This window comes from Pseudomonas sp. ICMP22404 (genome assembly GCF_006227205.1).
Taxonomy (GTDB): domain Bacteria; phylum Pseudomonadota; class Gammaproteobacteria; order Pseudomonadales; family Pseudomonadaceae; genus Aquipseudomonas.
This window is the reverse complement of sequence record NZ_VCNG01000007.1, coordinates 126771-140097: the sequence shown is the minus strand read 5'-3', so window position 1 is coordinate 140097 and position 13327 is coordinate 126771. Positions and strand designations below refer to the sequence as shown.

General features: G+C 60.2%; 14 protein-coding genes. 7 read left to right on the top strand and 7 right to left on the bottom strand.

Annotation, left to right across the window (positions count from 1 at the left end; genetic code table 11):
- The first annotated feature begins 44 nt into the window (after window positions 1–44).
- Both FGE05_RS14395 and dctM read left to right on the top strand, forming a co-directional pair.
- Window positions 45–677, top strand: a complete 633-nt coding sequence (locus tag FGE05_RS14395) for a TRAP transporter small permease (RefSeq protein WP_139645912.1) — start codon at window positions 45–47, stop codon at window positions 675–677.
- The gene (dctM, locus tag FGE05_RS14390; RefSeq protein ID WP_139645909.1) at window positions 674–1957 is read left to right on the top strand and encodes a C4-dicarboxylate TRAP transporter large permease protein DctM; all 1284 of its coding nucleotides are present in this window, start codon (window positions 674–676) and stop codon (window positions 1955–1957) included. Before FGE05_RS14395 ends, dctM begins: the two co-directional genes overlap by 4 nt.
- Window positions 1958–2206: 249 nt before the next feature.
- Here the strand turns inward: dctM and FGE05_RS14385 are convergent, their stop codons facing one another.
- Entirely contained in the window at window positions 2207–2434 is a 228-nt protein-coding gene (locus FGE05_RS14385) for a hypothetical protein (RefSeq protein WP_139645907.1), read from the bottom strand.
- Window positions 2431–2943: a type VI secretion system amidase effector protein Tae4 gene (locus FGE05_RS14380; protein ID WP_047699671.1), complete on the bottom strand. Its 513-nt coding sequence runs from the start codon at window positions 2941–2943 to the stop codon at window positions 2431–2433. The genes FGE05_RS14385 and FGE05_RS14380 overlap by 4 nt, the downstream gene beginning before the upstream one ends.
- A gap of 174 nt (window positions 2944–3117) precedes the next feature.
- Between FGE05_RS14380 and FGE05_RS14375 the strand changes: the two genes are divergently transcribed.
- The gene (locus FGE05_RS14375; RefSeq protein WP_139645905.1) at window positions 3118–4113 is read left to right on the top strand and encodes a TRAP transporter substrate-binding protein; all 996 of its coding nucleotides are present in this window, start codon (window positions 3118–3120) and stop codon (window positions 4111–4113) included.
- A gap of 247 nt (window positions 4114–4360) precedes the next feature.
- On the top strand, window positions 4361–6253 hold the full coding sequence (locus FGE05_RS14370; protein ID WP_139645903.1) for an alkaline phosphatase D family protein: 1893 nt from the start codon (window positions 4361–4363) through the stop codon (window positions 6251–6253).
- 179 nt (window positions 6254–6432) lie between these two features.
- On the opposite strand, the gene FGE05_RS14365 is transcribed toward FGE05_RS14370, so the two are convergent.
- On the bottom strand, window positions 6433–7167 hold the full coding sequence (locus tag FGE05_RS14365; RefSeq protein WP_024777561.1) for an OmpA family lipoprotein: 735 nt from the start codon (window positions 7165–7167) through the stop codon (window positions 6433–6435).
- Between the two features lie 122 nt (window positions 7168–7289).
- Window positions 7290–8462, bottom strand: a complete 1173-nt coding sequence (locus FGE05_RS14360; RefSeq protein ID WP_139645901.1) for an aspartate aminotransferase family protein — start codon at window positions 8460–8462, stop codon at window positions 7290–7292.
- Between the two features lie 98 nt (window positions 8463–8560).
- On the opposite strand from FGE05_RS14360, the gene FGE05_RS14355 reads away from it, so the two are divergent.
- The 3 genes from FGE05_RS14355 (at window position 8561) to FGE05_RS14345 (ending at window position 11153) form a co-directional block, all read left to right on the top strand.
- Window positions 8561–9469, top strand: coding sequence for a LysR family transcriptional regulator (locus FGE05_RS14355; RefSeq protein ID WP_139645899.1), 909 nt, complete (start codon window positions 8561–8563; stop codon window positions 9467–9469).
- A 96-nt stretch (window positions 9470–9565) separates the two neighbouring features.
- Window positions 9566–10357, top strand: coding sequence for a DUF72 domain-containing protein (locus tag FGE05_RS14350; RefSeq protein ID WP_139645896.1), 792 nt, complete (start codon window positions 9566–9568; stop codon window positions 10355–10357).
- Between the two features lie 91 nt (window positions 10358–10448).
- Window positions 10449–11153 (top strand): hypothetical protein, encoded by a 705-nt coding sequence (locus FGE05_RS14345; RefSeq protein ID WP_047699663.1) that lies wholly within the window; start codon window positions 10449–10451, stop codon window positions 11151–11153.
- A 309-nt stretch (window positions 11154–11462) separates the two neighbouring features.
- Here FGE05_RS14345 and cyoE read toward each other — a convergent pair whose 3' ends face one another.
- The 3 genes from cyoE to FGE05_RS14325 are packed head-to-tail and all read right to left on the bottom strand — an operon-like array spanning window position 11463 to window position 13324.
- Window positions 11463–12350: a heme o synthase gene (gene cyoE / locus FGE05_RS14335; RefSeq protein WP_025211928.1), complete on the bottom strand. Its 888-nt coding sequence runs from the start codon at window positions 12348–12350 to the stop codon at window positions 11463–11465.
- An 11-nt stretch (window positions 12351–12361) separates the two neighbouring features.
- Complete coding sequence (gene cyoD / locus FGE05_RS14330; protein ID WP_041022358.1) at window positions 12362–12697, bottom strand: cytochrome o ubiquinol oxidase subunit IV; 336 nt, start codon at window positions 12695–12697, stop codon at window positions 12362–12364.
- Window positions 12698–13324: a cytochrome o ubiquinol oxidase subunit III gene (locus FGE05_RS14325; protein WP_024777554.1), complete on the bottom strand. Its 627-nt coding sequence runs from the start codon at window positions 13322–13324 to the stop codon at window positions 12698–12700. It lies immediately after the preceding gene.
- Window positions 13325–13327 lie beyond the last annotated feature (3 nt).

Below are 13327 nucleotides of genomic sequence, written 5' to 3'. Positions count from 1 at the left end.
CCTGGCAGCGCCGGCTTGTCATCCCCCTGCAGGAGATGTCCTCCATGAACGCTTTTCGGCGCATCTGGGAACACTTCGAGGAAGGTTTCATTGCCTTCCTTCTGGCCGCCATGACGTTGATCACTTTCGTCTATGTGGTGCTCAACAACCTCTACAGCGTCTTCTACAGCATCGGCGACAACTGGTCTGCCGTCAGTGAACCGGCGTTCGCCATTGGCGACGGCATCATGAATATGGCCCAGGCCATGACCTGGAGCAGCTCGCTGACCAAGGCGCTGTTCGGCTGGCTGATCTTTTTCGGCTTGTCGTATGGCGTGCGCACCGCCGGGCATATCGGCGTCGATGCGCTGGTGAAACTGGCCAGCAAGCCGGTACAACGCTTTATCGGGGTGATCGCCTGCCTGTTCTGCCTGACCTACGCCGGACTGCTGGCGGTGGCAAGCTATGAATGGATCAATACGTTGATGATCGCGCAGATCGGCGCCGAGGATCTGGGTCAATTCGGCATCATGCAATGGCACATCGGGTTGATCGTACCGGTGGGTTTTGCCCTGGTGTTCATCCGCTTCGCGGAAATCCTCGTGCGCATCCTGAGAAATCGTCAGACAGGACTGGGCCTGGCCGATGAAGCGGCGGAAGCGATGAAGCTGACCGAACACGAGGAAGACAAACCATGACCATTGCCTTCCTGTTTGCGGCACTGTTTACCCTGATGCTGATCGGCGTGCCTATTGCCATCTCGTTGGGGTTGGCCGGCTCGCTGACCATTATTTTCTTCAGCCCGGACTCGGTACGCTCCCTGGCGATCAAGCTGTTCGAAACGTCCGAGCACTACACATTGCTGGCCATTCCATTCTTCCTGCTGGCCGGCGCGTTCATGACCACCGGCGGCGTGGCGCGACGGCTGATCGACTTCGCCAACGCCTGTGTCGGCCACATCCGCGGCGGCCTGGCGATTGCCGCGGTACTGGCATGTATGCTGTTTGCGGCACTGTCCGGCTCAAGCCCGGCAACGGTGGCGGCGGTCGGCTCCATCGCCATTGCCGGCATGGTGCGCTCGGGTTATCCACAGGCATTCGGTGCTGGCATCGTGTGTAACGCCGGGACACTGGGAATCCTGATTCCGCCCTCGATCGTGATGGTGGTGTATGCCGCCGCGACCGAAACCTCCGTGGGCAAACTGTTCATGGCCGGTGTGATTCCCGGGGTGCTGCTGGGCGTCGTGCTGATGATCGCGATCTACATCGTCGCCGTGAAAAAGAACCTGCCGGCCCTGCCCCGGGCAACGTTTCGCGAGTGGCTGTCTGCGGCACGCAAAGCGCTGTGGGGCCTGCTGTTGATGATCATCATCCTCGGCGGGATCTATTCGGGGATGTTCACTCCGACCGAAGCGGCTGCGGTGGCTGCGGTGTATTCAGCGTTCATCGCCTTGTTCGTCTACAAGGACCTCACGTTCCGTGAAACGCCGAAGGTGCTGCTGGAGTCGGCCAAGCTGAGCATCATGCTGATGTTCATCATCGCCAACGCCATGCTCTTCGCCCATGTACTGACCACTGAGCAGCTTCCCCAACAAATCACGGCATGGGTGATCGATGCCGGGCTCACGCCCGTGACGTTCCTGCTGGTGGTGAACATCGTGCTGCTGGTTGCTGGCGCGTTCATGGAGCCATCGGCAATCATCCTGATCCTGGCACCGATCCTGTTCCCCATCGCCATGCAATTGGGCATCGATCCGATCCACCTGGGCATCATCATGGTGGTGAACCTGGAGATTGGGTTGATTACACCGCCGGTGGGTCTGAACCTGTTCGTGACCTCGGCGGTGACCGGCATGTCCTTGCCTGCCACTATCCGCGCGGCCATGCCATGGTTGATGATCCTGCTGGCGTTCCTGGTGCTGATTACCTATGTGCCATGGATCTCGCTGGTGTTGCCGAACTGGTTGGGGATGAGTTGATTCAACCAGGCTCAGTGACCGAACTGCCGATCGACTGTGGGAGCAAGGCTTGCCCGCGATAAAGACGCCTCGGTTCCAAGATCAACGCGTTGACTTCATCGCCGGGGATCGGCACTTCATCGCCCTCGCGGCATTGATCCGCAAAAGCAGAACCCTGCAAAGGTTTGAGTCTCAGCCTTGCAGCGGCGCCCTTCAGGGCGTCGCTGTGACCTGTGGGTGCCGAAGCATTCCTGCGATGCTGTGGCTCGGTTAGATTCGGCGGTTGCGCCGGCGATTCCACAAGACCCCGACCACCGCCGCGATGATCACCACCCCGGCATTACCGAACAACCAGATTGCAAAGTTACGGCTCTGATCCGCCTCGCTTTCGTAGAACGGCCCAAAGTAGTTGCCGACCGCGATGAAAACCAGATTGAACGCCCCGACGGCCAGGGCAATGATCAGGAGGACAAACAACGTTCCCTTGATGACGTTCATATGACCCTCCAGAACCATATGTCCTTGGAGTCATGGAAATCCGAAAACGTACCTTCGATCGAAAAACCCATTTGTATACGCACGTAGCTCATCCAATCCGTCAGGCGTCGACCATTCCATAAGTCGATGTGATCACCACTGCGACCGGCAGTGGTTTCATTTGCCCGACGCCAGAAGTCCTTGAAGAAAATAACGCCCTGCTGGCCTTTCAGGGCATCTTCGAAGTCTTCACTTTTGACCGTCTTCATGGGCTGCAAGCCGGGAATCCTGGCGCGGGTCAAGGCGTTGGCGAGCTCTTCGGCGGCCAATATGTGCCCTTCGCTTTTGGGGTGCTGCCAACAATGGCGCACGCTTTTGAGCTGGCTCATGTCGGCACCGGCGCGACGCAGCGCGACGCCGAGGCTGATCGCACATTGGTCGCTGAAGTTCTTGGCGCCCTTGGTTCTACAGGGCGCGGCGTCGCCGAATATCTGCGGATGACTGTTCCATAATTTATCGAATGTAAACATGCTGCCCCTTCCTTAGGTTCCTCGATTCTGACGACGTAGCCTAGCAGACACTCGACCCCCCCACTTGGACGGCATCCTGCAGTCTGCTTTTTTTCCCCTAGACTTGTCGTGGTCCGCTGTACGCCGGGTTTTGAATGAACCCGTACGATAAAGACAATAAAAAGGAAGCCTGCAATGCTCAAGCCGATATGGAAGACACTCCTCTGCATCCTCGTCCTCAGTGCAGGGGCCACCGCGATGGCGGCAGAACCAATCGTGATCAAGTTTTCCCACGTCGTGGCCGAACAGACTCCGAAGGGCCAGGGCGCGTTGATGTTCAAGAAGCTGGTGGAGGAGCGACTGGCAGGCAAAGTGAAGGTCGAGGTGTATCCCAACTCCACCTTGTACAACGACGACAAAGAGATGGAGGCCCTGCTGTTGGGAGATGTGCAGATGATTGCGCGGTCGTTGGCCAAGTTCGAGCAGTACACCAAGACCGTGCAGCTGTTCGACCTGCCGTTTCTGTTTGACGACATGGCCGCGGTGGAGCGCTTTCAACAGAGCCCCGAAGGCCAGAAGCTGCTCAAGTCCATGGAAAGCAAGAACATCACCGGCCTGGCTTATTGGCACAACGGCATGAAGCAGTTGTCGGCCAACAAGCCCTTGCGCATGCCCGATGATGCCCGTGGCCTGGTGTTCCGCATACAGACGTCCGCAGTCTTGGAAGAACAGTTCAAGGCAGTGGGCGCCAAGGCGCAGCCAATGATTTTTTCCGTGGCGTACCAGGCCTTGCGCGCAGGTGTCGTCAATGGCGCGGAAAATCCTTATTCGAACTTCTACAACCAGAAGCTGCATGAGGTGCAGAAATACGTCACCGAAACCAACCACGGTGCGCTCGACTACATGTGGATCACCACGTCCGATTTCTGGAATGGCCTGCCGCCGGACATCCGCAGCGAATTGGACAAGATCGTGGCGGAGGTGACCACCTATACCAACGGTGAGGCAGAGCGGTTGAACCAGCAGGATAAGCAACATGTCCTGGACGCCAAGACCACCGAGATCATTACCCTCACGCCGGAACAGCGCAACGCCTGGCGGGACAAGATGAAGCCGGTATGGGCGAAGTTCGAGAAGGAGATCGGAACGGATCTGCTCAAGGCGGCGCAAGCAGCCAATCAGGTTCAGTGATCGAGCGACCTGTGGCGAGGGGATTCATCCCCGCTGGGCCGCGAAGCGGCCCCATCCAAACTACGAGCACATCGCTCGCTCATGGTTAGGGGGCTGCTGCGCAGCCCAACGGGGCGGTGCGACGTTTCGCTAAATCCCCTCGCCACAAGAGCCGTGTCGCTTTGCTGCTCTTGTTCACCCCTCCTCAGTGCCAAAGCGCATTGCGTTATGATCCCCTCCTCGTTCTGAACCAGGGCTTTACCCGCGCATGCCTTCCACTGCTGATATCTCCATCACCCTGCCCCCCGTCCTGGTCGGTCCGCTGTTGCGGCGGCTGGAACCCACGCGGTTGGTGATGTGGCTGGTAGGGACGCGGTCGCTGGCGTTGACATTGCAAGTGGAAGGTGTGAGCGATCTGGCGCTGGATACCGAACGCTGCACGGTGGTGCCGGTGGGGCAGCAAGCGTTTGTGCACCTGATCGATGTCCGGCTCGATCATCCCCTGCCCCAGGACGTCGCGCTTGAATACGACCTGCTGGTGGACGGCGCGCCCATCGCCGAATGGGCGCCACACTTGTTGTATGGCAAGGCGAAACGCCCAAGTTTCGTGCTGCACTCGCGTATCGGCCAACTGGTCCACGGCTCATGTCGCAAACCCCATCATCCGGCCAACGACGGTTTGCTCTGTGTCGACCGGCTGCTCGCCCAGGCGCCTGAGCAACGGCCGGCACTGCTGATGATGAGCGGCGATCAAATCTACGCCGACGACGTTGCCGGGCCGATGCTGCGGGCGACTCATGCGTTGATCGAGCGGTTGGGGCTGTTCGAGGAGCGCCTGGACGGTGCGGTGGTGGAAGACAGCGCCAGGCTCTATCGACACCCGGCCAGCTACTACCATCGCGCCGACCTGCTACCGGCCCTGGAAAGCAACGAAACCCTGCGCGAGCGGTTTTTCGGCGGCGCACGCAAGCCGATTTTCACCAGCAGCAGCGCCGACAATCACCTGGTGACCTTCGCCGAGGTCATTGCGATGTATCTGCTGACCTGGTCGCCGGTGCCTTGGACGTTGATCGACCCGCAGCCACCCGAGCTGACCGTCGAGCGGCGCCAGCGCTACGCGTTGGAGCAGCAACGCATCGATGGCTTCAAGGCCGGCCTGGGTGGTGTGGCACGGGTGTTCGCGCATCTGTCGAGCCTGATGATCTTCGACGATCACGACATCACCGATGACTGGAATCTGTCCGCGCAGTGGGAGGAAACGGCCTACGGCCACCCGTTCTCCAAACGCATCATCGGCAACGCATTGATCGCCTACATGCTCTGCCAAGGCTGGGGCAACAACCCGGATGCGTTCGAGGAGGTGGTTCGCCAGGCCGTGGCCCTGAGCGACACGGCACGGGACCGCTACCTGGACAGCGGCCCCCAGGACAAATTGATCGATACCTTGCTGGGCTTCCAGCAGTGGCACTACGTGTTGCCAAGCACCCCTGCCCTGGTGGTGCTCGACACCCGCACCCGCCGCTGGCGCAGCGAACGCAACCTCAGGCATCCCTCCGGTTTGCTGGATTGGGAAGCCCTGAGCGAACTGCAACAGGAACTGCTGGACCACCCTTCGGCGATCATCGTTTCGCCGGCCCCGATCTTCGGCGTGAAGCTGATCGAAACCGTGCAACGGGTGTTCAGTTGGTGTGGTTATCCGCTGCTGGTGGACGCGGAAAACTGGATGGCCCATCGCGGTGCGGCCCAGGTGATCCTGAACATTTTCCGACACTCGCGGACGCCGGGGAACTACGTGGTGTTGTCAGGGGATGTGCACTATTCCTTCGTCTACGAAGTGTTGATCCCCCATCGCAAGGGTGGCCCACGCATCTGGCAGGTCACCAGCAGCGGCATCAAGAATGAGTTCCCGCCGGTGCTGCTGGAATGGTTCGACCGCCTGAACCGTTGGCTCTACGCCCCACGCTCGCCCCTGAACTGGTTCACCCAGCGCCGACGCATGCGCATCATCCCCCACACCCCGGAACATGCCGAGGCGGGTGAGCGCTTGTGGAACTCGGCCGGGATCGGGCAGGTGTTTTTCAATGAGCAAGGCCAGCCCACGCAGATCTACCAGCACAACGCCAACGGCAAACCGCCGACGCGGATGCTGGGGCCGCGTTGACGGTGGGACTTTACCGAGGCCGGTAGACCGCTATCGCGAGCAGGCTCGCTCCCACAGTGGATCTGCGGTGTGCCAGATTCTGTGGAAACGAGCGCCCTCGCCACAGGGCTGGCATCAGGCTGAAAAAAAACGGGGGGTCATGTTTCCATGGCCCCCCGTTTTCAACTGCCGTCAGGCAATCACGGGTACTGCTGGTAAGTCTGCCCTTGCTGCGCCGGTGCCTGGTATTGCTGGCCCGGAATGGCCTTGAGGTTGACTTCGACGCGACGGTTCTGCGCCCGACCGTTGACGTCGGCGTTGCTGGCCACCGGATTGTCCGGACCGGCCCCGCGGGCGCTCAGGTTGGCACCGCTGACGCCCTGGGATGTCAGGTAGGTCGCCACGCTCTGGGCACGGCGCTGGGACAGGTCCATGTTGTGCTGGCGGCTGCCGGTGCTGTCGGTGTAGCCGACGATTTCGATCTGATTCTGGTTGAACTCCTTGAGGGAGTTGGCCAGGTTGTTCAGCGGCTGGTAGAAGCTGGACGCAATGTTCGCCGAGTCGGTGGCGAAGGTGATGTTGCCCGGCATGATCAGTTTGATCTGGTCGCCCTGGCGCTGCACTTCAACACCGGTGTTGGCCATGCTGGCCCGCAGTTTCTTTTCCTGCTGGTCGGCGTAGTAACCGTAACCTGCCGCGGAAGCGCCCACGACCGCAGCGCCGATCAACGCGCCCTTGCCGCGATTGTTGTGATCGATGGCCGCACCGGCCAGTGCACCGGCCAGGGCTCCGAGGCCGCCGTACTTGGCGGTCTTGCTCATCCCTGAAGAATCCGTGGAAGCCTGGCCCTGATTGTCATACGGGTTAGGCGACGCGCAGCCGGACAACAGGGCCACGGCGGTAGCGACAACGATCAAGCGACGCGAGGTGAACATGGGACAAGCTCCTGGGTTTTCAATCTGATGTGCCAGGGCATGGGCAATCGACTCTGGCTGGCGTTGGAACGCAGCAAACGTTAAAAATTCCGTTCCGCTGCGCTTCGCCCAGGTCGATTTTATCATTGGACAAGGCTGCGGCTTACCCCCCGGACAATCATCTCTATTTCCCGGCCATCAATCGTCAACGGCGGCAACAAACGGATGGTCTTGCCCCGGGTGATATTGATCAACAAGCCGTGGTCCCGGGCGGCGCAAAGCGCCAGGTCGCGGACCGGTTGCTTGAGTTCGATGCCGATCATCAATCCCTGGCCACGAATCGCCAGCACGTTCGGGTTATCCGCCAGTTCCGCCCGCAGCCGGACGAGCAGTTGCTCGCCCTGACGCCTGGCGTTGCCCACCAGATCCTGCTCCTCAATGATGTCCAACACCGTGCAGCCGACCCGGCAAGCCAGCGGATTACCCCCGAAAGTGCTGCCATGACTGCCGGGAGTGAACAGTTCGGCCGCCTTGCCCCGCGCCAGGCATGCGCCAATGGGCACACCATTGCCCAACCCTTTGGCCAGGGTCATGACATCCGGCACGATGCCCTCATGCTGAAACGCGAACCATTGGCCGGTGCGGCCGATGCCGGTCTGGATCTCGTCAAGCATCAACAACCAGGCACGCCGGGAGCACAACTGCCGCAAAGCCTTGAGGTAGCCCGGCGGGGCCATTTGCACGCCGCTTTCACCCTGGATCGGCTCCACCAGTATCGCGACGATGCGTTCACCGTGGATTTGCTGGATGTCTTCCAGCGCGGCGAGATCGCCAAACGGCACCTTTATGAAATCCCCCGGCAAGCGGTTGTAACCCAGCCGTACTGCCGGGCCGTCGCTGGCGGACAGGGTGCCCAGGGTGCGTCCGTGGAAGGCGTTTTCCATGACCACCACCAGGGGCTGCTCAATGCCTTTGTGCCAGCCGTAGAGACGCGCCAACTTCAACGCGGTCTCGTTGGCCTCGGCACCCGAGTTATTGAAAAACACCCGCTCCAACCCCGACAGTTGCGTGAGCTTTTGCGCCAACCGTTGCTGCCAGTCGATGCTGTACAGATTCGACGTGTGGAGCAGCAAACCGGCCTGCTCGCTGATGGCGGCTACCAACCGGGGATGGGAGTGACCGACATTGGTCACCGCCACACCGGCCACCGCATCGAGGTATTCGCGACCGTCCTGGTCCCACAGGCGCGTCCCCAGCCCGTGGGTGAAACTCAGCGCCAGGGGTTGGTAGGTGGTCATCAGGCAGGCAGCGGTCATGACATCAAGCTCCATCAAGTGGTTTTTTCCAGTATGGTTAGCCACCCTTGCTGGATAAACACTGCTTTACTTCAATCATTTAGAAGCCAGGCTTGATAATGGATCTGTTCCAGGCAATGACGGTTTACGTCAAAGTGGTAGAAACCGGGAGCCTGACCGCGGCGGCCCAGGCGTGCGAAATGTCCACCACCATGGTGGGCAATCACCTTCGGGCACTGGAGCAACGCCTGGGAGTGCGCCTGATCAACCGCACGACCCGTCGTCAGCGCCTGACGGAATTCGGCTCGACCTATTATCAGCGTTGCCTGGAAGTCCTGGGACTGGTGGCCGACTCCGAGCGCCTGGCCGAGCAGACCCAAGGCGAACCCACCGGCACCCTGCGCATCACCGCGCCACTGACCTTCGGCACCGAACGCCTCGCACCGGCCCTGGCCGAATTCAGCCAGCGCTACCCGCAGGTCAAACTCGACGTGGTTCTGACCAACCAGCGCCTGGATCTGCTCGACCACGGCTTCGATGCCGCCATCCGCCTCGGCCTGTCCGATCCGAAACTGATCGCCCGTCCATTGATGGACTACACCCTGACGATCTGCGCTTCCAAGGCTTACCTGGCCCGCCGGGGCACCCCGGAACAACCCGCCGATCTGCAACGACATGACTGCCTGTCGTTCGCCTATTCCGCCAGTGACGAGTGGCGCTTCGCCCAGGACCACTGGCCCATCGACGGCCCGGACGGCGAAATCAAAGTGCCGGTGAACGGACCGATGCTGATCAACAGTTCGGCGGGGCTGCATCGCGCGGCCCTGGCCGGCATGGGCGTGGTGATGCTGCCCGATGCGCTGGTGGAACAGGATTTGAAGGACGGGTACCTGGTGGCGTTGCTGCAGGATTATCAACTGCCTCATCGGCCGATGAACCTGATCTACGCCCAGGACCGCTACCGGTTGCCGAAGCTGCGCAGTTTTGTGGAATTTGCCTTGGAGAAATGGGCGAGATCCGCTGACTAAACGTAGGAGTAGCCCTGAGAGGCTACTTTTGGAAATGTAGCCTTTCAGGGCTACAGAACAACCCAGCGAAATCAGAGACGCTACAGGTCATTGCCCTTGTCGATTCAATCTCGCTCTTCACCTGACTTTCATTTGGGCTGCGCCGGCTGGTCGCTGCCCCGGGAACAATGGCCGGACTTTCCCGAGGAAGGCACCCATCTGCAACGCTACAGCGCCCGCTTCCCGGCCGTGGAGATCAACAGTTCGTTCTACCGTCCGCACCGTCCCGCCACCTATGCGAAGTGGGCAGACAGCGTCGCGCCGGACTTCCGCTTCTCGGTCAAGGTGCCCAAGCAGATCACCCATGAACGGCGGTTGCGCGATTGTGACGGGCTTGTGGATGAGTTTCTCGGCCAGTGTTCGCAGTTGGGGGAAAAGCTGGGCTGCCTGTTGATCCAACTGCCACCGTCACTGGCCTTCGATGCCGGAGCGGCCGAATCGTTTTTCAAGGCATTGCGGGACCGTTATCAGGGCCACGCGGTACTTGAGCCCCGACATCCAAGCTGGCTGGCCGAGCACGTCACGGCATTGCTGCACGCTGAACACATCGGCCGCGTGGCCGCCGATCCATCGCCCTTGCCCGGCTGCGACCAGCCCGGGGGTTGGCTCGGGGTGCGCTACTACCGGTTGCACGGCTCACCGCGAATCTATTACTCCCGCTACGAAGACATTTGGCTGGAGCAACTCGCCCGGCAGTTGAAACGCGAACCCGATACACCGACCTGGTGCATCTTCGACAACACCGCCAGTGGCGCGGCTATCCCCGACGCATTGCGATTGGAGGCGCTGATGCGTACGAAAACACCGTGGCCTGCAACAAATGCCGACCAGCCACCGGATCAACCGTGACAACGCCGCCCGTGTCCAATAGATTAGGCGGCCGAAAAAAAGCTCAACGCCTTTCTCGTCTTATCCAGCTAACAGAAGTAGTGAAATTTCAATGTCCGATTCCAATACCGCTGAATCCGTAGTCACCTTGTCGTCCAAAGCGGAATACGAAAACTCCATCAATCTTTCACAGCATCTGCCTCAAGCCAAGACCATCAGTGAGATGGTGTTGGATGCCTTCCAGTCGAACCGCGAGAGCGACCAGATCCGCGAGCTGCGCAGCGCCATTCGCCAGGCTCACGATGCGTTCGACGATGACAAGGCCTACGAACTGATGGGCCAGCTCAAGCAGCTCAAGGACGCCGAAGCTGCCGATTTCGCCGCGCTGGAAGACCTGAGCAGCCGCTTCCCCATCAGCCGGATTCTCTCCAGCTACAAGGATGACCCGGCCTTCCAGGAGTTGGTCTATGGCCTGGCCTTGAAGGTGCTGAACCAGACCCACCAGGCCATCAGCAACCCGAGCGGCAGCAAGGGCAAGGCCTCGCGAGCCAAGAAGGAAGCGCAAGTGTTTGTCATCAGCAAGGACGGCATAAGCGTCACCCTGCCCCTGCGCACCCCGAGTTCCAAGCCGAACGTCGACCGTGAGGCCTTCGAATTCCTGGGCTTCAATTTCGTCGGCGAAGGGGACGAGGCCGAACTGGAAAACGACCTGTTCCTGGACAACGACGGCACCGAACAACAGGCCACCCGCAAAAGCATCATCACCGCTTTGCAGCAGCAAAAGGCCTTTGACGGCTACAGCATCGCCCAGCAGTAAGCCTGTAGGAGCGGGCTTGCTCGCGAAGGCGGTGAATCAGTTTGAATGGAGGGTGGATGTGCCGCCGCCATCGCGAGCAGGCTCGCTCCCACATGGGGTCTGCAGTGTTCGCCGGTGATGCGCCATACCCCATATCTGTGGGAGCGAGCCTGCTCGCGATAGCAGTGGGTCAGCCACCAAAGATATCGAACCCACCGATGACTTCGCGAGCAAGCCCACTCCCACAGGAACATCACCACCCCGGGCAGCGCCCATGAAAAAGCCCCGCGCTTCTCTCGAAGGCGGGGCTTTTTGTGGGGCATCTGGCGCTTAAGGTGCGTAGGTCAGCAGCAGCTCACTTGGCACTTTGAAGTCCAGGGACATCATGACGCTCAGGGCGGTGATGGTGAAGATCGAGAACACGAACAGCTTGCGTGCCCACACCGTGTCATCCACGGCCTTGTAGCCGGTCCAGGCCATGTACAGCCAGTACATGCCCATGGCGGCGGCGACGGCGAGGTAGCTCATGCCGGCGTAGCCGCTGAAGGTCAGCATCAAGGTCGCCACCAGGAAGGCCAGGATGTAGAGCAGGATGTGCTTCTTGGCCACGCGAATACCGCGCTTGACCGGCAACACCGGAATCGAGGCTGCCAGGTAGTCGTTGAAGCGGAAGATCGCGATGGCATAGGAATGCGGCATCTGCCACAGGCTGAACATCACCAGCAGCGTCAGCGCAGCCATGTCGAAGCTGTTGCTGACCGCCACATAACCGATCACCGGTGGCATCGCCCCCGACAGACTGCCCACCAGCGTGCCGTGAACCGACTTGCGCTTGAGGTACAGGCTGTAGAGACCGACGTAGATGACAAAACCGATCACCGCGAACAGCGCCGCCAACGGGTTGGCCACCCGGTACAACAGCGCCACACCGGCCACGCCCAGCACCGTGGCGAATGCCAGGGCCAGTTGTACCGGGATCAACCCTTGGACCAGTGCACGGTTTTTGGTGCGCTCCATCTTGATGTCGATGTCGCGGTCGATGCAGTTGTTGAACACGCAACCGGACGCCACCACCAGGGACGTGCCAATCATCGCCGCCAGGAAGATGGCCAGATCGACATGCCCTTTCGAGGCCAGGAAGAACCCGCCTGCCACAGAAAGCACGTTACCGAAAATGATCCCCGGCTTGGTGATTTGGATAAAGTGCTTTAAGGACATCCGGACTTTCCTCAGTGCGCCATCATGTTGGTGTGGATGCTGAACATGATCCACAACGACAGGCCGACCAGCAGGACGATCACCAACGCCGCGAAGACAAACGCAATCACGTTGTTACGCTGGGCGGCGGAGCGGTCAAGGTGCAGGAAGTACACCAGGTGCACCAGGACCTGGACCACGGCGAAGATCAGGACGATCCACAGGGTCAGGCTCTTGGGCAGCGATGGGTACATCACCAGGCCGAACGGGATGACGGTCAGGATCACCGACAGGATGAAGCCGATGGCATAGGACTTGACGCTGCCGTGGCTGGCGTCATGACCATCATGGGAATGTGCGTTAGCCATTTACAGGGTCCCCATCAGATAAACAACGGTGAATACGCAGATCCACACCACGTCCAGGAAGTGCCAGAACAGACTCAGGCAGCTCAGGCGGGTCTTGTTGGTGGCGGTCAGGCCATTTTTCTGGACCTGGTACATCATGATCGCCATCCAGATCAGGCCGCTGGTCACGTGCAGACCGTGGGTGCCGACCAGGGTGAAGAACCCGGACAGGAAGCCGCTGCGGTTAGGACCGAAGCCCTCGGAGATCAACATGTGGAACTCGTTGATCTCCATGCCGATGAAGCCGGCACCGAACAGGAAGGTCATGGCCAGCCAGCCCAGGACCTGGGTTTTCTTGCCCTTGTACAACGCCAGCATGGCGAAGCCGTAGGTGATCGAGCTGAACAGCAGCAGAGCGGTTTCGCCCAGTACGTAAGGCAGCTCGAAGATGTCGTGGCCCGACGGGCCACCGGCGACGTTGTTGACCAGCACTGCATAGGCCGCGAAGATCGACGCGAACAGAATGCAGTCGGTCATCAGGTAGAGCCAGAAACCGAATACGGTCATCTCGCCCGAGTCGTGGTGATGGTCATCATGCCCATGGTCATGACCATGGGCGTGTCCAACATTGGTCACTAAGTTCGACATGGT